The organism is Spartinivicinus ruber, from assembly GCF_011009015.1.
GTDB classification, from domain to species: Bacteria; Pseudomonadota; Gammaproteobacteria; order Pseudomonadales; family Zooshikellaceae; genus Spartinivicinus; species Spartinivicinus ruber.
This window is the reverse complement of the sequence record NZ_CP048878.1, coordinates 2,179,353-2,199,907: the sequence shown is the minus strand read 5'-3', so window position 1 is coordinate 2,199,907 and position 20,555 is coordinate 2,179,353. Positions and strand designations below refer to the sequence as shown.

The 20,555-nt window shown below is 41.0% G+C and carries 20 protein-coding genes; 9 read left to right on the top strand and 11 right to left on the bottom strand.

All coding sequences use genetic code 11. The features are described from left to right. Nucleotides 1-11: 11 nt before the first annotated feature. The 4 genes from purN to gloA all read left to right on the top strand — a co-directional run bounded on the left by purN (nucleotide 12) and on the right by gloA (nucleotide 3,074). Nucleotides 12-671 carry a phosphoribosylglycinamide formyltransferase gene (gene purN, locus G4Y78_RS10345; protein WP_163832951.1) on the top strand — a complete coding sequence of 220 codons (660 nt, stop codon included), beginning with the start codon at nucleotides 12-14 and terminating at the stop codon, nucleotides 669-671. Nucleotides 672-794: 123 nt separating this feature from the next. After that, nucleotides 795-1,523: a DUF3108 domain-containing protein gene (locus G4Y78_RS10340; RefSeq protein WP_163832950.1), complete on the top strand. Its 729-nt coding sequence runs from the start codon at nucleotides 795-797 to the stop codon at nucleotides 1,521-1,523. 234 nt (nucleotides 1,524-1,757) lie between these two features. Continuing rightward, nucleotides 1,758-2,633: a protease HtpX gene (gene htpX / locus G4Y78_RS10335; protein WP_163832949.1), complete on the top strand. Its 876-nt coding sequence runs from the start codon at nucleotides 1,758-1,760 to the stop codon at nucleotides 2,631-2,633. Between the two features lie 33 nt (nucleotides 2,634-2,666). After that, entirely contained in the window at nucleotides 2,667-3,074 is a 408-nt protein-coding gene (gene gloA, locus G4Y78_RS10330; RefSeq protein WP_163832948.1) for a lactoylglutathione lyase, read from the top strand. A 50-nt stretch (nucleotides 3,075-3,124) separates the two neighbouring features. On the opposite strand, the gene G4Y78_RS10325 is transcribed toward gloA, so the two are convergent. Next, nucleotides 3,125-4,339, bottom strand: a complete 1,215-nt coding sequence (locus G4Y78_RS10325) for an argininosuccinate synthase (RefSeq protein ID WP_163832947.1) — start codon at nucleotides 4,337-4,339, stop codon at nucleotides 3,125-3,127. Nucleotides 4,340-5,186: 847 nt separating this feature from the next. On the opposite strand from G4Y78_RS10325, the gene G4Y78_RS10320 reads away from it, so the two are divergent. Next, on the top strand, nucleotides 5,187-5,702 hold the full coding sequence (locus G4Y78_RS10320; RefSeq protein ID WP_163832946.1) for a hypothetical protein: 516 nt from the start codon (nucleotides 5,187-5,189) through the stop codon (nucleotides 5,700-5,702). A gap of 23 nt (nucleotides 5,703-5,725) precedes the next feature. On the opposite strand, the gene G4Y78_RS10315 is transcribed toward G4Y78_RS10320, so the two are convergent. Next, nucleotides 5,726-6,655 (bottom strand): flagellar protein MotY, encoded by a 930-nt coding sequence (locus tag G4Y78_RS10315; protein ID WP_163832945.1) that lies wholly within the window; start codon nucleotides 6,653-6,655, stop codon nucleotides 5,726-5,728. A gap of 312 nt (nucleotides 6,656-6,967) precedes the next feature. Between G4Y78_RS10315 and pyrC the strand changes: the two genes are divergently transcribed. Both pyrC and rnt read left to right on the top strand, forming a co-directional pair. Then, complete coding sequence (gene pyrC / locus G4Y78_RS10310) at nucleotides 6,968-8,011, top strand: dihydroorotase (RefSeq protein ID WP_163832944.1); 1,044 nt, start codon at nucleotides 6,968-6,970, stop codon at nucleotides 8,009-8,011. 52 nt (nucleotides 8,012-8,063) lie between these two features. Continuing rightward, nucleotides 8,064-8,717, top strand: a complete 654-nt coding sequence (gene rnt, locus G4Y78_RS10305) for a ribonuclease T (protein ID WP_222937735.1) — start codon at nucleotides 8,064-8,066, stop codon at nucleotides 8,715-8,717. Nucleotides 8,718-8,779: 62 nt separating this feature from the next. On the opposite strand, the gene G4Y78_RS10300 is transcribed toward rnt, so the two are convergent. Next, nucleotides 8,780-9,382, bottom strand: a complete 603-nt coding sequence (locus tag G4Y78_RS10300; protein ID WP_163832943.1) for a peroxiredoxin — start codon at nucleotides 9,380-9,382, stop codon at nucleotides 8,780-8,782. Nucleotides 9,383-9,826: 444 nt separating this feature from the next. Between G4Y78_RS10300 and G4Y78_RS10295 the strand changes: the two genes are divergently transcribed. Both G4Y78_RS10295 and bfr read left to right on the top strand, forming a co-directional pair. Continuing rightward, nucleotides 9,827-10,030 carry a (2Fe-2S)-binding protein gene (locus tag G4Y78_RS10295; protein WP_163832942.1) on the top strand — a complete coding sequence of 68 codons (204 nt, stop codon included), beginning with the start codon at nucleotides 9,827-9,829 and terminating at the stop codon, nucleotides 10,028-10,030. Between the two features lie 544 nt (nucleotides 10,031-10,574). Next, entirely contained in the window at nucleotides 10,575-11,060 is a 486-nt protein-coding gene (bfr, locus tag G4Y78_RS10290) for a bacterioferritin (RefSeq protein WP_163832941.1), read from the top strand. 86 nt (nucleotides 11,061-11,146) lie between these two features. On the opposite strand, the gene G4Y78_RS10285 is transcribed toward bfr, so the two are convergent. The 8 genes from G4Y78_RS10285 to G4Y78_RS10250 form a co-directional block, all read right to left on the bottom strand. Further along, nucleotides 11,147-11,896, bottom strand: coding sequence for a substrate-binding periplasmic protein (locus tag G4Y78_RS10285; protein WP_163832940.1), 750 nt, complete (start codon nucleotides 11,894-11,896; stop codon nucleotides 11,147-11,149). Nucleotides 11,897-11,917: 21 nt separating this feature from the next. Further along, nucleotides 11,918-12,712 carry a substrate-binding periplasmic protein gene (locus G4Y78_RS10280; RefSeq protein WP_163832939.1) on the bottom strand — a complete coding sequence of 265 codons (795 nt, stop codon included), beginning with the start codon at nucleotides 12,710-12,712 and terminating at the stop codon, nucleotides 11,918-11,920. A gap of 55 nt (nucleotides 12,713-12,767) precedes the next feature. After that, nucleotides 12,768-13,631: a BKACE family enzyme gene (locus tag G4Y78_RS10275; protein ID WP_163832938.1), complete on the bottom strand. Its 864-nt coding sequence runs from the start codon at nucleotides 13,629-13,631 to the stop codon at nucleotides 12,768-12,770. A gap of 3 nt (nucleotides 13,632-13,634) precedes the next feature. Continuing rightward, a complete protein-coding gene (locus tag G4Y78_RS10270) occupies nucleotides 13,635-15,608 on the bottom strand; it encodes an acetyl/propionyl/methylcrotonyl-CoA carboxylase subunit alpha (protein ID WP_163832937.1) in 1,974 nt (657 codons plus the stop codon). A gap of 8 nt (nucleotides 15,609-15,616) precedes the next feature. Further along, a complete protein-coding gene (locus G4Y78_RS10265) occupies nucleotides 15,617-16,771 on the bottom strand; it encodes an acyl-CoA dehydrogenase family protein (RefSeq protein WP_163832936.1) in 1,155 nt (384 codons plus the stop codon). 32 nt (nucleotides 16,772-16,803) lie between these two features. Beyond that, nucleotides 16,804-18,429 carry an acyl-CoA carboxylase subunit beta gene (locus G4Y78_RS10260; protein WP_163832935.1) on the bottom strand — a complete coding sequence of 542 codons (1,626 nt, stop codon included), beginning with the start codon at nucleotides 18,427-18,429 and terminating at the stop codon, nucleotides 16,804-16,806. A gap of 5 nt (nucleotides 18,430-18,434) precedes the next feature. Continuing rightward, nucleotides 18,435-19,313, bottom strand: a complete 879-nt coding sequence (locus tag G4Y78_RS10255; RefSeq protein WP_163832934.1) for an SDR family oxidoreductase — start codon at nucleotides 19,311-19,313, stop codon at nucleotides 18,435-18,437. Between the two features lie 196 nt (nucleotides 19,314-19,509). Further along, nucleotides 19,510-20,346: an SDR family oxidoreductase gene (locus tag G4Y78_RS10250; RefSeq protein WP_222937734.1), complete on the bottom strand. Its 837-nt coding sequence runs from the start codon at nucleotides 20,344-20,346 to the stop codon at nucleotides 19,510-19,512. Between the last annotated feature and the right edge of the window lie 209 nt (nucleotides 20,347-20,555).

Sequence of the window (20,555 nt, the reverse complement as noted above, 5' to 3'; positions counted from 1 at the left end):
GGAACCTAATCATGACGAAAAAGCCTATTAATGTTGTTGTTGTCATCTCTGGCAGTGGTAGCAACTTACAAGCACTCATTGATCAGGCTACAGCAATTAATATCAATATCACTGGCGTTATAAGTAATATTGCCTCAGCCTATGGTTTAACCCGTGCCACCAATGCCAATATTCCCACTGAGGTTGTTGACCATACTCAGTTTGCTGACAGGGACACATTTGACACAGCATTAATGGCCACCATAGACCGCTACCAACCAGATCTGGTTATATTAGCGGGGTTTATGAGAATTCTTACCCCAGCATTTACCAAATACTATACAGGCCGTATGTTAAACATCCATCCTTCATTGTTACCAAAATACCGAGGCTTACATACTCATCGGCGGGCACTTGAGGCGGGTGATAAAGAGCATGGTGCAACAGTTCACTTTGTAACAGAAGAGCTCGACGGTGGACCTAATGTGATTCAAGCTATTGTTCCAGTAGTCAAGATGGATACTGAAGCCAGCTTAATGGAAAAAGTTCAGCAAAAAGAACACAAAATTTACCCCCAAGCAGTCGCCTGGTTCGCGGAAGGTAAATTAAAAATGGAGGACAATAAGGCGTTCCTAATGGGAGAACTGTTACCTCCTACAGGAAAGCGACTGTCAGACGATGATAACGAGTGATGGGCAAATACATAAATAAACAACTTGTTTGATAAAAATGCATGTATCGCAGGCCATCACGTTACACATAACCCGTTTGACTGGAACTAAACAAGCTAACAATTAAATGGATTACTATCGCTTATGATGAAAAAAGGCGTTCTAGCAATCGCAGCGAGTGTTTTATACCTGGTAAGTGCAGTTAGCGGGGTTAATGCTGCCACAATCAAACCGTTTAAAGCCTCTTATGGTGCCAAAGCATCCAGCATCCCCGTAAAAGGCAGTGCCACTCGTGAGCTCAGTGTAAGCAAAGACGGTACTTACCAGCTCAGCTTTAATGCAGATATCGTACTGGTAAACCTTAATGAAAGCTCAGCCTTCATGCTTGATGACAAACAACAGGTAAAACCTATCAGCTATCACTTTAGGCGCGGCGGCTTAGCCAAAAACAAAGAGATCAACCTTAAGTTTGACTGGACTAACAAGCAGGCACATAACATCGCTGATGATGATGTAAAGCCTTTTGCAATCTCTTCAGGCACACTGGATAAAATCAGTTATCAATTTCAGCTTCGGCAAGACCTGATTAACAACAAAAAAGAGCTAAACTACACCATTGCAGACGATGACGAGCTTAAGACATACAAATTTAAGCGCGTTGGCGAAGAAACAATAGAGACCCCTGTGGGCCCTGTCAAAGCAATTAAAGTCGAGCGTATTCGTGAAGATGACTCTGATCGCCAAACCCTGATTTGGTTTGCTAAAGATTGGGACTACCTACTGGTCCGACTACAACAGATTGAAGATAGTAAGCAGTATGATATTTACTTAAAAAGCGCTTCTATTGAAGGTCAACAAGTAAAAACAAACTAACCATTTATATACTGCAAATACATACTCAAATAACCAGTTGTTTTTTTATTAGCAGCTGGTTATTTACTCACCCTTTCAGCTTTTATCCTTATCATTGCTAGGCTATGCTTTCTTTTAATTTTCACCTTGAAGAATCTACCAAAAGCCTCAATAAATGATAGTAATCAGATCCAACGACTGGTGGTGCATCCTGTAAATACCACTTATTTACACTAACCACTTGCGGAGGCCACTATGTTAAGAATCGCTTTATTTATTGGCACCAATTTAGCCATTCTGGTGTTACTCAGCATCACATTCCAAGTACTTGGGATTGAAGGCTTGTTGCAGCAAAATGGCGTTGATTTAAATCTGACTGCACTACTTATCTACTCTGCCGTTATTGGCTTCTCAGGATCTTTTATCTCATTGTTTCTATCAAAAACCCTAGCAAAAAGAAGCATGGGAGTTCAAATCATTGACCAGCCCACCAACTCAGCTGAGCAGTGGTTATTAAATACAGTACAACAACAAGCCAGCCGCGCAGGGATTTCAATGCCAGAAGTTGGCGTATTCAACCACCCTTCTCCTAATGCCTTTGCCACTGGCTGGAATAAAAATGCAGCACTAGTAGCAGTCAGTACAGGCTTACTGGAACATATGAATCAAGATGAAGTTGAGGCAGTCTTAGGCCATGAAATCAGCCATGTAGCTAATGGGGATATGGTTACCCTAACCCTGATCCAAGGGGTAATGAACACATTTGTCGTCTTTTTGTCACGCGTCATTGGATTCTTAGTTGACCGCCTTGTATTCAAAGTTGAACGGGGCCATGGACCTGCTTTTTGGATTGTATCTCTCATTGCTCAAGTAATACTCGGCATCCTAGCAATGGCCATTGTTATGTGGTTTTCCCGCTGGCGGGAATTTCGAGCAGATGCAGGAGGCGCCTCATTAGCAGGTCGAAATAAAATGATCAGTGCCTTACAACGGCTTCAGTCTGCTCAAGATGCCCCCAAAATACCTGATGAAATGGCTGCATTTGCAATTAATGCTGGGCATGTACAAGCACTTTTTGCAAGCCATCCCCCTCTGGAAAAACGTATCGCAGCTCTGCAACAAATGTCATAACTAGAATAAAACCAAAACAGGAACGATTAGCCTATGCGTATTTTACACACCATGTTGCGTGTTGCTGACTTAGATCGGGCCGTGCATTTTTATACCCAAGTGATGGGGATGAAGTTGTTACGTAAATCTGAAAACCAGCAATATCAGTATACTCTAGCGTTTGTTGGCTATCAGAATGAAACAGAAGGTGCCGTCATTGAACTGACCTACAACTGGGATACGAACCAGTACGATTTAGGTAATGCCTTTGGCCATATAGCCATTGAAACTGAAGATCTATACGACACTTGTGAGAAAATACGTGAGGCGGGTGGTACTATTACCCGTGAGCCAGGCCCTGTCAAAGGAGGCACCACAGAAATTGCTTTTGTTAAAGACCCGGACGGCTATTTGCTGGAGTTAATTAATAAGAAACAAGCCGGTAAAGGTTTAGAAGGTTAAAAACTCAAGACAAACTCGTTGCTAATTAATTAGCAACGAGTTTGATACAGTTATAACAAGCTGCGCCCTTTACTGGCAGCAATTTTCAACCGCAGTGCATTTAGTTTGATAAAGCCTGCTGCATCGGCCTGATCATAAGCCCCTGCATCATCTTCAAAAGTGGCAATATTTTCATCAAACAAACTATTATCAGATTGGCGACCAACAACAGTAACATTACCTTTATACAGCTTCAGTCTTACTTTGCCGTTAACAGGTAATTGCGATTGATCAATCATTTGCTGAAGCATTTCACGCTCAGGCGACCACCAATAGCCGTTATAAATTAAATTGGCATAACGAGGCATTAACTCATCTTTTAAATGGGCTACTTCCCGATCTAACGTAATAGACTCAATGGCACGATGGGCTTTTAACATGATAGTGCCACCGGGCGTTTCATAGCAGCCACGGGATTTCATACCAACATAACGGTTTTCAACAATATCCAAGCGACCAATACCATTATCCCCCCCCACTTTATTTAAGTGAGCGAGTACTTCAGCTGGAGTCATGGGCTTGCCATCAATGGCAACAATGTCCCCTTTTTGATAACTCAAATCAATGTAAGTGGACTTATCAGGAGCCTGCTCTGGAGAAACAGACCAACGCCACATGTCTTCTTCTGGCTCTGCCCAAGGGTCTTCTAGAATTCCACCCTCATAAGATATATGCAGTAAGTTAGCATCCATTGAATAAGGGGATTTGCCCTTTTTCTTTTCTACAACAATATTATGCTTTTCACAGTAGGCTAATAAGCTTTCTCGTGAACTCAGGTCCCACTCACGCCATGGGGCAATTACTTCAATACCAGGTTTCAATGCGTAAGCACCCAACTCAAAGCGAACTTGGTCATTACCTTTACCAGTCGCACCATGAGATATCGCATCTGCCCCTGTTTCATTGGCTATTTCCACCAACCGTTTGGCAATTAATGGCCGTGCAATGGATGTACCTAGCAAGTACTCCCCTTCATAGATGGTATTCGCACGAAACATCGGAAACACAAAGTCTCGGGTAAACTCCTCGCGTAAGTCTTCAATAAAAACCTCCTTTATTCCCAATGCTTCCGCTTTGGCTCTAGCAGGCTCAACCTCTTCCCCTTGCCCTAAGTCAGCGGTAAAAGTAACTACTTCACAGCGGTAGGTTTCTTCCAACCACTTAGCAATTACTGAAGTATCCAGCCCACCCGAATAGGCTAAAACAACTTTATTCACTTGCTTCATTTAAAAATGCTCCGACGAATTCCCCAAGCGTCTATACCCTTCCCGAATGATTTTTAGGGTTTGTTGTCGTCGCTAACCACCAAGAATGGTGGAAATGCAGTTTATGCAGGAGCATTTAACTGCCTTCACCCCAATCATTTATAAACACATAAACTCATGGGGCCTCATCACTCGACGACCGCCCCTAAAAACCATTCGCTTTGGGTATACAAATAGCTAATACTCAAGCAACAGCTCAATATATTATTACAACCTAAGACAAGCGTAGTAATACAATTAAACAAGCTCATTATCTTATACTGCAATGCCAGTCTTACCAACCCTAACTGAGGCAGTATCAAAACAACTACGCTTGCAAATACCGCGTTAAAAATTGGCTCAAAATGCTCATTTATTAGCTATCATCTCCGCCTTTTCACCGATGTTGCCTTGTCTTTGCTGCGCTCCTGACCTATTGCAACACCCTCAATTAAGGTAACAGTTACCTTAACAGCCCGTTAATTATTACCAACAGAATAACTAATAGAAACAAATTATTGTCTTTGGTTACTATCTCGTTAAAACACTGTGAATACATACAGTTAAGTCAAACTGATTTGACTAACCCTTCAGTTATACATAGGTACTCTTCCATCACTTTTTTAATGGGAACTAAATAACATAAACACAATCTTATATGACAATTGTTGTCTTTGTTGAGGAATGCGCTGATAAATTAAATTTTATAGCTATAATCAGCGGTTGTAATAAAAACTATTTTCCAAAAAAATAGCTCCCTCAAAAAAGCCATTAACGAATAGCAACGAAAACTAAAAAATAACTGCATACCCAATAATAAGGGAGCAATGTGCAACTGTTACCGTTACTTTATGAAATGAAACCAGCAAACAAACTAGTATTAGAGGAGAGACTAACAATGGGGGAAGTACTGTGGCACCACAGTGCGCAGTTTTCAATCAAACAAGAACAGTTTCAACCACTGCTAGAAGCCCTTTGCTACCACCCTCAAGATATATCACCTGATAATATCTATGCGTTTGTTATGACTGAATTCAGTAGCTTTAATTTCTCTGTTGCCTTTAATCAGGCAGGTGACTTAAATAGCATAGAGTTGATCAGTACTCCTGAAGGTGATATAGATGATTTACTGGTTCCTATTGCACCTTATGTAGAACCATCCAGCTTCATTGAATGTGCTTTTCACCCCACAAACCATTACTTACCTAGTAACGAAATTGCTGTTGTTCGTTGGTTATTTGACCGTCAGGAAGTCAACTCATCGTTATATGCCGTACAACGTGACCACTACAGCCAACAAGAAGTTAGTCGACGCCTGCTGTCCAATTTGCATGTTGCAGCCTAGCCTGGTTGAGTATTCCATTTAGGTTAAGAGTTATTAGGCTTAGGTTGCTCACTTGTTTCTTCAGGTAGCCCTTTATTTTCTGCTTGAGTTTTTATTGGCTCTTTATCAAGCCGGATGGTCACCCGACGGTTTCGGGCCCGATTCTCTGCGGTATTGTTTTTTGCCACAGGGTAACGCTCTCCATGAAATCGCATGACAATCATTTCAGCAGGAACACCTTTCTTTTCAAGATAATCACGTATCGACTCAGCACGCTGTTTCGATAACTCTCGGTTTGATAAGCGTCGCCCCAAGGCATCAGTATGACCATCAATATACATAGCTTTTACTGAAGAATCGGCTTTGATATAGATGGCAATATTATCCAGCAGTTGCTCGCTATTATTCGGTACGTTGATTTTATTGGTATCAAAAAACACAACTGAACGCTGTATCTGATCAAAATTAACAGGCAACAAACTAGAAAGACAGTTGATGTATTTTGGATAAACTTGTTGAAAATTAACAGCAGAGATTTCCACCGTAATTTTTTCGGCTAAATTGCCACCATACCAAGACATATTGGCAAACGAAGGGTACATACCTTGCGCCAACTGACCAATCATCCAACTGGGTAAATCACCAGCTAGTACAACAGGCTCTTTAGAGCCTAAAACAGGTACTTTACCTTTAGCTTTTGAGCGTTGATCAAACCGCCAGGCAGGAGCTATTACCCCAAGATCTGCATCTCCCTGCTGCATTGGCCTGTTCCAACTCACCAGTTTAAAGCCTACCCGCTCACCGGCCCGATGACGAAATACCGCTTTACCATACCGGGGAATATCTTGAATTAAAGTACACTCAAAAATCGACTCTTCTAGTTGCCACTGGGTATTATCCAAAGGAGCCCTAAAGGTAGCTGCGATTGTTTGATCACTACTCCAGCTCCCTACAACTGCTAACCACCAAGCCATAAAGCAAAGGCTTCGCCATTGTTTCCCCAATAACATAGTAGCCCCTTTGATAACACAGTTTTGCTTACACTAATGATTCAGCCTATTAAAGGTGCATCACTTAGCTTATCGGCCAGTGACTAACAATCTTGAAACTCATGCTTCACCCAAATACCCTGTCATGTCATATCGGGCCTATATTTACTTTCTACACATCTATTTACTTTCTACACATCGTAAATAAATGACACCCTTAAGATAACCGGTAGCCAGGTGATGCCCCTTTGGGTAAGATGCCTCCCTGTTCGCAGACCAACAACCTGGAAAGCCCAGATGACAACCACGTTAACCATTACCCAGCCTGATGATTGGCATATTCACTTACGAGATAATGCTGCTTTACCAACCACTGTGAGCGATGTTAGCCGCTATTTTGGGCGCGCCATTGTGATGCCTAACTTGGTCCCTCCCATAACCACTACTGATCAAGCCCTTGCTTATCGGCAGCGGATTGTAAGAGCAATGCCCGCTGATCGAACCTGGCAACCATTAATGACCCTATACCTCACTGATAATACATCTCCTGATACTATTCATGAGGCAAAGCAGTCGGGGCATATTTATGCCGCTAAATTGTATCCGGCAGGTGCAACAACAAACTCCGACTCAGGTGTTACTGACATAAAAAAAATCTATCCAGTGTTAGAAGCGATGGCTGCAACGGGCATGCCGCTGCTGGTACATGGTGAAGTCACTGATAATGCAATTGACGTATTTGACCGTGAAAAAGTGTTTATCGACCGCTATCTTAGCGAAATTGTCGCAAAATTTCCGACCCTTAAGGTAGTGCTTGAACATATAACCACAGCAGATGCCGTCAAATTCGTGGAGGAAGTATCTGACCAGGTTGCCGCCACTATAACTGCACACCATTTGTTGTATAACCGTAACCACATGTTAGTGGGTGGTATTAAGCCACATTATTATTGTTTACCTATTCTTAAGCGACAAACCCACCAACAAGCATTACAAGCCGCAGCAACCAGTGGTAACCCTAAGTTTTTCTTGGGTACTGATTCTGCCCCCCATGCCCAAAAAGCCAAAGAAAACAGTTGTGGCTGTGCTGGTTGTTATACGGCCTATGCGGCCATTGAGCTTTATGCAGAGGCCTTTGAGCAGCTCAACGCCTTAGATAAATTGGAACCCTTTGCCAGCTGGTATGGTCCAGACTTTTATGGTCTACCTCGCAACCAACGTACGATTACGTTGGAAAAAAACCCTTGGCAAGTGCCAGCACAGCTCACATTGGGTGATCAACCATTGATTCCACTACGAGCAGATGAAACGATTCAATGGCGTGTTATTGCCAAAAAATAGCTATTACTTTTAGCATTATTTATTAAACACTTAAGGCTGTATAGTGACAGAAATAACTGAACCACACCCCTTAATTAGTAACCGATTCAGGGGGTTTTTACCGGTAATTATTGATGTGGAAACCGGAGGATTTAATGCTAAAACCGATGCTTTATTGGAGGTTGCGGCAGTACTAATCAAAATGAATAAAGATGGCAACTTGCAGCCAGGTAAAGAAATAGCTTTTCAGGTAACACCTTTTCCTGGAGCCAATATTGAGTTATCTGCTTTAGAGTTCACTGGTATTGACCCTTTTGCACCCGAACGTAAGGCTGTTGCGGAAGCAGAAAGCTTAAAAGAAATATTTAAGGCTATTCGCAAAGAGCTCAAACAACAGCAGTGTACCCGTGCAGTCTTGGTAGGCCATAATGCAACATTTGACTTAAGCTTTATTAATGAAGCCACTACCCGCAATAACCTTAAGCGTAACCCCTTTCATCCATTTTCCTGCTTTGATACCGCAACTCTAGCCGGGCTTGCTTTTGGTCATACAGTACTGGCTAAAGCTTGCCAATTAGCAGGCATTGAGTTCAGCAACCAGTCTGCTCATTCAGCAGCCTATGATGCCAGAAAAACGGCCGAACTATTTTGCTGTATTGTTAACCAGTGGAAACAACTGGGGGGTTGGCCTTTGTCTGCCAACAACTTTACGAATGACGAAGTCTGATTGTTTGCATAAAAAAACCTGCCGATTGGCAGGTTTTTTTATGCAATAAACTGAGTAAGCTATTACAGTTCTTCAGCACTTTCGCTAAGGTACTTAGCTACGCCTTCTGGAGAAGCTTGCATACCTTTGTCACCTTTTTTCCAACCAGCAGGGCACACTTCACCATGTGATTCGTGGAACTGCAACGCATCAACCAAACGGATCAACTCATCCATGTTACGGCCAAGCGGCAGATCATTGATGATTTGTGAGCGGACCACACCTTCTTTGTCAATCAAGAACGCTCCACGGAATGCAACACCACCTTCAGACTCAACGTCATAAGCCTGAGCAATTTCGTGCTTCATATCAGCAGCTAAGGTATATTTCACTTGACCAATACCACCATTATCCACTGATGTATTACGCCATGCATTATGGGTAAAATGAGAGTCGATAGAAACACCTATTACTTCCACCTCTCTCTCATTGAACGCATCCATCCGGTGATCTAAAGCAATCAGCTCAGAAGGACAAACGAAAGTAAAGTCAAGTGGATAGAAAAAGATTAAGCCATATTTACCTTTAATTGCTTCAGACAAGGTGAAGTTTTCAACAATTTCACCATTTCCTAATACGGCAGGTACAGTAAAATCAGGAGCACGTTTGCCTACTAAAACGCCCATGTTTCTCTCCATTTATGCAGTTGCTAGTTCATTCAGTCAACTTAAGACCTCAGTAGTGTACAGCGATTGGCTTAAGAAAACCTATATAAGCTAGATATGTAGCTTACTTTAGCTGTCACAAGACTCAGACTGTGTATCTTAATTGAATCGTTACTTGTTAGCTTACCAATTGCCATTCACACGACAATTTTGGCGCACATGATAACCTGCATTCACAACTTAGCCCACCGCTTTTATGATTGAATTTTTTTTACAACCTAATAGATGAAATTTATTAGGTTGTAAAAAACCATAAAAACTGAATGGTTACTCTTACAATCACAACAAAGACCAATTTAAGCCTAATTCACCATTACCGCATTGACAATCATTCTCATTACCATTAGCCTTAGTGATAAGCAATTAGTCAGCAAATTAATCTAGCTTGTTAGGGGCGTTACCACCATGTATGTATGTATCTGCAAAAATGTTACCTGTCATCAGATTCGTAATGCAGTTTATAATGGTGCAAACTCATTAAAAGACATACGCAAAGAGCTTTGTGTAGGAACCCAGTGCGGCAAATGTGTCAAAGACGCCAAACAAGTCATTAAAAGCTCCTTAGTTGATATTGAGCCTGTTAATATGATTACAGCAGTTGCTGTTTAACCGATAACAAGCACTTACGACAACCCAGCACTTACCTAATTGGTTTGTTTGCCCCGCCTCTTTTAACCCTATTTACCATCTAGCAGAGTCATATCGACAATGCTGTATCCTCAAACAAATTAGGCTACTAGCCCAATTATTTTTCTCAACCGTCTATAATAACCCAGTAATATCAAGACCTTTCGTGTCCACTACAGTTAGCTTTCCCAATGGTTTATCAGCTTCTCAAGAGACAAGTATTGTAGCGACCTCCCCCTAGTTCTGAGCTTAAAAACCACCCCTATTAGATACATTATGACTTGTTATTCTATTTCATAATAAGACTCACTATTAAGTCCTAACCTAAATACGACTGATAACACTTATCAAAAACAACTGATTATCATTATATTTTCCTTTTAAAATCAATGAGTTACATTTGACAGCTATCCTTGCCAGCGCCATACTTCAGTAAATACAGTGCTCGCACTGGGGCGCTTGTCATACTGTCATAGCCAAATAGCACCAAACAAATGTCACTAAAAAACCTGATGAGGAATACCCAATGAAAGGCGACCCGAAAGTTATTGAATACCTAAACAAGGCCTTAGGTAATGAACTGGTTGCCATCAATCAGTACTTCTTACATGCCCGTATGTATAAAGACTGGGGACTAAAAGAGCTAGGTGAAAAGGAGTATCACGAGTCAATTGATGAAATGAAACATGCTGATTGGCTTATTGAACGTATTCTATTTCTGGAAGGCTTACCCAATCTGCAAGACCTAGGCCGTTTAAAAATTGGCGAAAATACTAAAGAAATGCTGGAATGTGACTTGGAGTTAGAAACCAAGCAAGCTGTCCCTTTACTTAGAGAAGCCATTGCTTATTGCGAATCAGTACAAGATTATATAAGCCGTGAGTTACTGGAAAAAATACTCGAATCTGAAGAAGAACATATCGACTGGCTGGAGACCCAATTAGATCTTATTGGTAAAGTAGGTATGGAAAATTACTTACAAACTGCAATGGGATCGATTGAGTCTTCTTAAGCATTATTTAATTAAAATGCCTTTTCCATTTTACATAAATAAGGAAAAGGCTTTTATTAGCTTTGGGTACACTCGATAGGTGCCCTTTATTGAATATCGATATACTTGCCCACAATCGCCTTAACTTTTCCCTGCTTTTTCATCATAACCAGCTCTTTATTGAACCTTTGTACAAACCCAACCCATGACTGTGTAAACATGATGCGATAGGCTACTTCATCAATAGCACCTTCTGATACATAGAACTCTTTACGTATATTTTGTTGTTTAAGCAGCCATAAGCCAACATGCTCTGATATAACTGCAGCTCTGGCACGCTTATGTTTCAACATATTAAGCATATTTTCTTCACTATTTGTATAGACAACTTGTATTATTTTATTATTAATGAAGTTTTCCAGCGTCGGATAAATATAATTTTTCCTCAAAATAATCGTTTGATTTTTCAGCTCTTCAAGATAATTAAACTCAACAGGCTGCTCCTGTAAGGAAAAAAGTACATCTCGCTGTAGCACAATAGGATCAGTAAACACATAATGTTCAGGGTTAGCTTCCCATTCAATCGCCCTTGGCGTTGCATCCAGTTTGCGACTATCTAAACTAACCCTGACACGTTGTTTTGACATTTTCACAGGGATAATTTTAACTTCTTGCTTAGTGGCAAGCACATGTAGCACATCATACATAATCCCTTGAGGCTGACCATTTTCACCAAAAAACATATAAGGTGGATATTCCTTATCCCCCATATTAAATATAATTGTTTTATCATCAATGGAGGCAGTAACCAACACAGGTAAAGATAAAAGAAACAACAATAACAGCTTAATAATCATATCTAATGCCAAGCACTGCGATTAAGGCTCATGATAGTGAGATTTCATTTCACCATAGAGTGTTTTATATTTTTTTGTTTTTTTAAACTCATTTAGCTTTTGATTAATCATGGCCAGATCTTCTTGCGGAGTTGTTTTTTTACTAAACATGAAATGCACTGGTGCATCATTAACAACAAATGGCAAAAAACTGACCTCACTTTTTTTATCAAGCTTTTCAGCCATAGACATAAGATAAATCTTATCATGTAACACAGCATCAACACGATAAGACATCAACATAGAAAAACGATCTGCATCTTCTGTTACACCAATAATTAATTTTTTAAACTCCTTATTATCCTTCAATTTGGCAAACTCTTTACCAAACCAATTTTCTAACACCACTGCTGTTCGCATTTTAAATTTAATTACGTCTTGCAAACGTTCGATAGGCCAGCGTTGTGCTTCGTTTTTTCGAATCATAAAACGCATTTGTTCATTACGATAAGGTAATGAAAAATAGGCATACATTGAGCGCTCTGTAGTTTTGGATGCAACCAATACCACATCAGGTACACCATGCTTTAGCCCTTTAATCATCCGAGACCATGGCATATTGACAAAATCAAAGGTACAACCCGCCTGCTCAAATACAGCTTTGACTAATTCAGCATCCAGTCCTACTACCTCACCACTACTGGCAGTATAGGTAAACGGGAAAAATTCACTATAACCAACAACATAGCCCTCTTTGATACATGCCCATAAAAAAGCAGGTTTAAATAAAGTTAGAAAGATTCCTAGTAGAAGTAATTGAGCGAATTTATATTTCATTATGTGCCACTCTACTGCTGAAATATAAGCGTTGGTTTCAAGTATAATCTAAAGTCTATCTTTTCAGCTCCATGAATTTACGAGCATCAGTGGGTGAGGCAATGTCCCTGCCAGCTAACCGAGCACATTCTACTAACGCTTCAATTAACTCAGCATTATTGCGAGCCTTTTCGCCATTAGGTAAATAGAACGTATCCTCAAGCCCCGTTCTTAATGAGCCCCCCAAGTCTGCAGCTTTTTGATGAAGTGACCACACAGCTTGACGTCCGATAGCCGTCACCTGCCATAGCGTGTCTGGTAGTCGATAATTCACTAACAGTTCAAGTAGTGCTGGGTCAGTAGGCATACCTGATGCCACCCCCATGACAAAATTATAATCCGGCTTTGCTGGTGCAATACCATTTTCCACATACAGCTCAATTGACCTAACGATCCCCACATCAAAGCATTCAAACTCAGGAATGGTTTCTGTTTCTGTCATTACCTCTAATATTTGCTGAACTTTACTGACAGGATTATCAAAAACCATCGGTGGCCAAGCCCAACTCCCATCTTGACGGGTTTTTAAGTAATTTAAAGTTCCTGCGTTACAAGCGGCAATTTCTGGCTTTATTTTTTTTAAACAATTGATCGGTCCACTAAGATCACTGCCTATGACACCTGTACTCATATTAATAATGACGCCAGGACATGCCTGGCGAATAGCAGCAATAATATCAGCAGCCACTTCAGGTTCCCAAGAGGGCAAGTGACCTTTTCCCATTTGTTGACAACGAAAATGCACATGCATAATAGCTGCCCCAGCGTTATAGGCACCTTTACATGCCTCCGCCATTTCTGCGACAGTCACTGGCACTGGATATTTTTGAGGGTCAGTTAGCACCCCCGTAACAGCACAGGTAATAATTGCTTTATCCATTACTCACTCTTGTTTTTGTAAATCAACTAATTTCAGACCTGCCGATACCTGCTGTCCCGACTTAATATAAATCTGCATAACTCTACCTGAAACAGGTGCAGCAATGACATGTTCCATTTTCATTGCTTCTATTATGGCTATTTTGTCGCCTTTCTTTACTGCTTGATTGATTTCAACCAAGACTTTGCTAACACAACCCGAAATAGGCGCAGATACACGACTGCTGACTTGTTGAAGCTGCTCTTTTGTCTCAACACGTAATTTAGTTAAATTCAGTTGCTGGGTTTGGCTCGCTATATAAACTCGATCTTGCTCTACTATAAGATAGGCGTGTTCAGTAACACCATTTATCTTGTAGTGCCATAGGTGTTTTTCAACACTGATAATTTCCAGGTCAACTGTCTCTTGATTACTAATCGTTATCTGATAAGGCTGCTGTGGTATTTTTTTCAATTTACAATTAAAAACTTCCTTATTATTAACTTGTAAACGACAATACCAAACAGACTCACCACTGTTTCTCCACCCTTGCCGTCGATATCTTTCATTATTTTTCACTAAAACTGTTGTGCTAATTGCAGCTAAGGCTATAAGCTGATTATTCGTCGTATTTTCTGTTCGTTTAGTTATTTCAGACTTTTCAGCTAAATATTGCTCAATAAACTGGCAATGGGCTTTTCCTGCAACAAAAATGGGAGACTGTAATAATTCAACTAAAAACTGCCGATTAGTCGTAGGTCCTAGTAAGATTGTTTGTTTTAAAGCCCATATTAAACGACGTCTGGCTTGTTCTCGGTTATCACCTACTGCAATAATTTTCGCGAGCATGGGATCATAATAACTTGAGATCATTTGCCCTGGATTAACACCCACATCACAACGAATACCTTCTGCTTCTGGAAACTGACAAAACTTCACTTTCCCCGTTTGCGGTAAAAACTGTTGTACAGCATCTTCCGCATACAACCGTGCTTCAATGGAATGTTGAGTAGCAATCACGTCATGCTGCAACAGCGATAAAGATTCACCTTCTGCTATTTTCAGCTGCCATTTGACCAAGTCTATTCCCGTTACCATTTCAGTTACTGGGTGCTCAACCTGAAGACGGGTATTCATTTCCAGAAAATAAAAGCTACCATTTTCTGCCAACAAAAACTCTATTGTGCCTGCACCCACATAACCGATGGCCTTCCCTGCAGCAACAGCCACTTCCCCCATTTGTTGTCTTAGTAGTTCATCAATGATAGGTGAAGGACTTTCTTCAATCACTTTTTGATGACGACGTTGCAGTGAACAATCACGCTCGCCTAAATGAATAGTATGCCCCTGCTGGTCTGCTAAAATCTGCACCTCAATATGACGCCCATTTGTAATGGCTTTTTCCAAAATTAATCGGTTATTACCAAATGCAGATTGTGCCTCGGCTTGGGCTGCTTCTATCGCTGCAGCCAGTTTATCTATAGACTGCACCAGCCGCATACCCCTACCACCACCGCCCAGAGCAGCTTTAATATAAATCGGCAACCCAATCATTTGGGCTTGTTGCTGGAGTGTAGTTAACTGTTGATCTTCACCACTATAACCAGGAATACAAGGCACACCCGCTGCTTTCATGCTGCTTTTAGCCAGTGCTTTATTGCCCATCATATGAATAGCTTCTGGCGATGGGCCTATAAATATTAACCCAGCCTCCTGGCAAGCTTGTGCAAAATCAGCATTTTCAGCCAAAAAACCATAGCCGGGATGAATCCCATCGGCCTGAACCTGTTTAGCCGCTTGAATAATTGCAGAGCTATTCAAATAGGACTCACTACTGTTAGCCTTACCAATCAAAATGGCTTGGTCAGCCAATTTAACATGCAACGCATTCTGATCCACTTCACTATATACCGCTACTGTTTGATAACCCAATTGATGCGCCGCGTTAATAATTCTAACGGCTATTTCACCACGATTAGCGACCAGTATTTTATTCATGATCTAACTTATTTCAGCTTAGTAGGGTAGATACCATTTAATTTACAAATAATCCCTAGCATAATTTCATCAGCCCCGGCACCAATTGACATTAAGCGTCCATCTCTAAATTGCCGGGAAATACGGGTTTCCCACATATAACCCATCCCGCCCCAGAATTGAAGGCATTTATCAATGACTTCCCGACAAAGTCGACCTGCTTTTAGTTTTGCCATACTAGCTAAACGAGTAACATCCTGACCATTGATATAGTCTTGTGCAGCTCGGTAAACTAATGCTCTTAACGCTTCAACTTCAGTCACCAATTCCCCTAAGGTAAAATGAACATACTGATTGTTAATGATGGGTTGACCAAACGTTTTTCGGGTTTGAGTATATTCAATGGTATCCTTGATAGCATTTTCCAGTAGTGTTACCACATTAGCGGCTCCCCACATCCGCTCTTCCTGAAACTGCATCATTTGCAGGGTAAAGCCTTTATTCTCTTCACCGATGACATAACGCTGTGGTACTTTCACATCATCAAAAAATATTTGCGCTGTATCAGATGAAGCCATTCCCAATTTTTTTAATTTTTGCCGAGTAATCCCTTTTTGATGCAAAGGCACAATAATTAATGATTTATTTTTATGCATTGGCCCATCACCGGTATTGGCCAGACAACACATCCAGTCTGCTTGCATGCCATTGGTAATCCACATTTTTGAGCCATTAATTACATAATCATCACCCACTTTCCGAGCGATGGTTTTAATCGAAGCTACATCAGAGCCTGCCGAAGGTTCGCTTACCCCAATACACCCTACTAATTCTCCTTTAATAGAAGGTGCCAAATAATCCCGCTTCAATTCTTCCGAGCCAAACCGTGCTAATGCTGGAGTACACATATCACTTTGTACTCCAATAGCCATCGGTACCCCACCACAAGCAATATGTCCCCATTCTTCAGCCATCAGCAATGCATAAGAATAATCTAGCCCCATACCACCATATTTTTCAGGTTTGTTCACGCCTAAAAAACCCAACTGACCAGCTTTGCCAAATAACTCATGGGCAGGAAATTGTTCTTTTTCTTCCCACTCATCAATAAAGGGGTTAATTTCGTTTTCAATAAATTTACGTACCTGATCTCGCAGGATTGAGTGCTGTTCTGTAAATAACATTCCTTGTTCCTATTATATTTATTTTTATAAAATTACATCCTTGCTACACCAAAACTATTTGCCTTTAACTGTCGTTTTTCTGCCTCTGCGCAAATAGCTAAACATTCAGCTAATACTCGTCGACTATCTCGGGGATCAATAATTCCATCATCCCATAACCTGGCCGTTGCATATAAAGCCGTTGACTCCTCTTTAAATTGCTGCTTAATTTTCTTCTCCATAGCAACCAATATCTCAGCAGGTACCGACTTACCTTGCTTTTTATATTTTTCTATAGTCACCAGCTCCATCACTTTAGCTGCTTGAGCTCCGCCCATCACTGAAATCTGACTATTAGGCCAGCTAAAGCAAAAATTTGGATCAAAGGCACGACCACACATCCCATAATTTCCAGCCCCGAATGAACCACCAATTACCAATGATATTTTTGGTACTGAAGCATTAGTCACTGCTTGAATCATTTTCGAGCCATGCTTAATTGCACCCCTCTCCTCAGCTGTCTTCCCTACCATATAACCTGTAGTATTGTGTAAAAAAACCAACGGCACAGCACTTTGACAACACAGCTGAATAAACTGAGCTGCTTTCATTGACCCTTCCGGAAAAATCGGTCCATTATTACCAATAATGCCACAGGTGAAGCCATTGATTTGTCCATGACCACACACCAGCTCTTTACCAAATAGCGGTTTAAAATCCAAAAAATCTGAGTCATCCACTAACCGAGCAATGACTTCTCGTACCTCATAGGGAGTTTTATAGTCAGGCGACACGATACCTAACAGGTCATCTATTGCATAACGGGACGCTGGTATTTTATTACTTTGTTCGTAATCATAATAATCGTGGGGTTGCCAAGGTAGTTTAGCTAATAAATCCCGCGCTACTTGAATACCATGATGATCGTCCTCAGCCAAATATTCTGCCGTACCTGCACAAGTCGCATGCATCAGCGCACCACCCAATGCTTCATCTGTAGACTCTTCACCCAATGCAGCTTTTACTAAAGGGGGGCCTGCTAAAAATACTTTGCTTTTATCACGCACCATCACCACATAATCAGACATACCGGGTAAATAAGCGCCTCCTGCTGTAGAAGAACCATGTACAACAGTTATTTGCGGAATCCCAGCAGCTGATAACCTCGCCATATTTGCAAATAAACGCCCCCCATCCACAAAAATCTCTGCCTGATACAGCAGATTGGCCCCAGCACTTTCAGCCAAAATCACCATGGGCAATCTGTGCAATAAAGCTATTTCCTGGGCTCTTATATTTTTTCGTAGTCCCATGGGCGCTACTGCACCACCTTTAATGGCCGAGTCATGAACAAATACCACACAACGAATTCCAGATACCCAGCCAATACCTGTTATAACCCCCCCTCCTGCCACACTTTCATCACCATCATCATCGTGCATTTGATAGCCAGCTAATGTGGAAAGCTCAATAAACGGACTTGCTGGATCTAATAAATAGTTCAATCGCTCCCTAGGCAGTAATTGGTTGCGCTGTCGAAAAATAGCTTCACGTTTTTGTGAGTTTTGCCGAATTTTATTTTCAATTGCACGAAACTCAGCAATTAATACTTCATTTTGCTGATAATTCGCTTTAAATTCAGGCGTACTATGATTAACAAGTGTTTCAATCACTGGCATAGGTTCTATTCCGTGTTATCTTGGTCAGCTAACACTTTAGGAGGTGTAGCTCGATGAAATCCATTATACGGCTGTGACCGTTGATGAGGTTGCATTGGCCACATTACTGTGGAAAGTGGCGCAGCACCATCCACCTTGATGGTTTCACCATTAATAAACGCTGCAGCCTCACTTAATAAAAACACTATAGCAGCACTAACTTCTGATTCAGTTCCAAAACGCTGTAGGGGCACCGCTTGGGTTAATTTAGGTATTAATGTTTTAAAGCTACTGTCGTAATGATCAAATCCACTGGAAGCAATCCAGCCAGGCGCAATCGCATTCACTCTTACCCCAGCGCCAGCCCATTCTACGGCAGCAGTTTTAGTTAAATTCACCATTCCTGCTCGAGCCGCCCCAGAGTGCCCCATAATAGGCATTCCCTTCCACATATCAGCCACTATATTGACAATAGCACCACCATGCTTTGCCATAGACTGAGTGAATACCTCTCTGGCCATCAAAAAACCACCAACCAAGTTAGTCCTGGCAACAGTCTCAAACCCTTTTTGCGAAATTTGTGATAATGGCGCAGGAAATTGCCCACCAGCATTGTTTACTAATCCATCAATTGTTGTATGCTGTTTGATGACACTTTCAATAGTTGTTTTAACTAACGCTTCTTGTCTTATATCGCAACAAAAATAACTGGCAACACCGCCATCGGTTTGAATTTCATCAACCGTTTTTGTTAACTTATCTTCATTTCGGCCAATCAGTACGACACTAGCCCCTAACGCTGCTAACTCATGAGCAGTACAACGCCCAATACCACTACCGCCTCCAGTTACTAAAATGGTTTTATTCTGAAATAAATTAGGTCGAAACACTGATTGATATGACATTGTTATTATTCTTAGTTTTGTTCACTTTTAATGAGACTATTATCGGAAATAAAGCTCCTTTTTCCGATAACAAATATACATACCAGTATTAATAAAGCCAAATAAACGATACAGAAAGGTGGCCTACACCCAGCTAGGCTATAGAAGGAAGGTGTAACTCTATAAATGCCTTCCCAATTCAATAAAAACACCACAATTAAATAAAAAAGTCAGGCAATAACTCTTTATCTGATAATTCTGGGTTAACTTTATAGTGAGAAAAATCGGTTATACCAGTCTCTCTCAGTACATCTTCATCAATGAAAAAATTACCGGTACATTCCCGGCTGTTTTTATTTAAAATTGCATAAGCAGCATCAGCCATAATTTCAGGGGTTCTTGCTTTCGAACAAACGGTCTCTCCCCCTAATAAATTACGCACTGCAGCAGTTTCAATCACTGTTTTAGGCCATAGCGCATTAAATGCAATGCCCTCTTTTTTAAACTCTTCAGCCATACCTAACACACACATACTCATTCCGTATTTAGCCATGGTATACGCCACATGAGGCCCAAACCAACGAGGTTCCATATTAAGTGGTGGCGATAAATTTAAGACATGTGGGTTACTACTTTCTTTCAAAAAAGGAATACAAGTTTTAGAACAAAGAAAAGTACCACGGGTATTAATCTGATGCATTAAATCATAACGCTTCATTTCTGTATCTGTCGTTTTGGTTAAGCTAATAGCAGATGCGTTATTTACTAAAATATCAATGCCGCCAAATGTTTTCACTGCTTTTTTTACCGCATTCTCTACCTGGTCTTCAAAGCGAATATCAACGATACAAGGTAGCGCTTTACCACCTGCAGCTTCAATCTCTTCAGCTGCCGTATAAATAGTGCCTGGTAATTTAGGGTGAGGTTCAGCTGTTTTAGCCGCGATAATAATATTTGCGCCATCACGGGCTGCTTTCAGGGCAATTGCTTTGCCAATCCCGCGGCTGGCGCCCGAAATAAAAAGGGTTTTGTTTAGTAAACTCACAGTTGATATCCTTTTATACTCTTTGCGAATGCTTCTTAGGGTTAAAACGTAAACTCATGGGGACAAATCTGATACAGCAAGATTTGCGGTAGCTACTTTAATTTACATAAAAGTGCTACTAACTCATCGCTTGACGGCCACCCCTAAAAACCTCTCACTTTGACTACATTGATAATCTAATGATTCTTCCTTGAAGCTAAATCGATATTAACCCTAAA

Bases quoted from the DNA above. Each gene is read 5' to 3' on its own strand.
- purN (WP_163832951.1), top strand. From the start codon at position 12: ATGACGAAAAAGCCTATTAATGTTGTTGTTGTCATCTCTGGCAGTGGT.
- G4Y78_RS10340 (WP_163832950.1), top strand. From the start codon at position 795: ATGATGAAAAAAGGCGTTCTAGCAATCGCAGCGAGTGTTTTATACCTG.
- htpX (WP_163832949.1), top strand. From the start codon at position 1,758: ATGTTAAGAATCGCTTTATTTATTGGCACCAATTTAGCCATTCTGGTG.
- gloA (WP_163832948.1), top strand. From the start codon at position 2,667: ATGCGTATTTTACACACCATGTTGCGTGTTGCTGACTTAGATCGGGCC.
- G4Y78_RS10325 (WP_163832947.1), bottom strand. From the start codon at position 4,339: ATGAAGCAAGTGAATAAAGTTGTTTTAGCCTATTCGGGTGGGCTGGAT.
- G4Y78_RS10315 (WP_163832945.1), bottom strand. From the start codon at position 6,655: ATGGCTTGGTGGTTAGCAGTTGTAGGGAGCTGGAGTAGTGATCAAACA.
- pyrC (WP_163832944.1), top strand. From the start codon at position 6,968: ATGACAACCACGTTAACCATTACCCAGCCTGATGATTGGCATATTCAC.
- G4Y78_RS10300 (WP_163832943.1), bottom strand. From the start codon at position 9,382: ATGGGCGTTTTAGTAGGCAAACGTGCTCCTGATTTTACTGTACCTGCC.
- G4Y78_RS10295 (WP_163832942.1), top strand. From the start codon at position 9,827: ATGTATGTATGTATCTGCAAAAATGTTACCTGTCATCAGATTCGTAAT.
- bfr (WP_163832941.1), top strand. From the start codon at position 10,575: ATGAAAGGCGACCCGAAAGTTATTGAATACCTAAACAAGGCCTTAGGT.
- G4Y78_RS10285 (WP_163832940.1), bottom strand. From the start codon at position 11,896: ATGATTATTAAGCTGTTATTGTTGTTTCTTTTATCTTTACCTGTGTTG.
- G4Y78_RS10280 (WP_163832939.1), bottom strand. From the start codon at position 12,712: ATGAAATATAAATTCGCTCAATTACTTCTACTAGGAATCTTTCTAACT.
- G4Y78_RS10275 (WP_163832938.1), bottom strand. From the start codon at position 13,631: ATGGATAAAGCAATTATTACCTGTGCTGTTACGGGGGTGCTAACTGAC.
- G4Y78_RS10270 (WP_163832937.1), bottom strand. From the start codon at position 15,608: ATGAATAAAATACTGGTCGCTAATCGTGGTGAAATAGCCGTTAGAATT.
- G4Y78_RS10265 (WP_163832936.1), bottom strand. From the start codon at position 16,771: ATGTTATTTACAGAACAGCACTCAATCCTGCGAGATCAGGTACGTAAA.
- G4Y78_RS10260 (WP_163832935.1), bottom strand. From the start codon at position 18,429: ATGCCAGTGATTGAAACACTTGTTAATCATAGTACGCCTGAATTTAAA.
- G4Y78_RS10255 (WP_163832934.1), bottom strand. From the start codon at position 19,313: ATGTCATATCAATCAGTGTTTCGACCTAATTTATTTCAGAATAAAACC.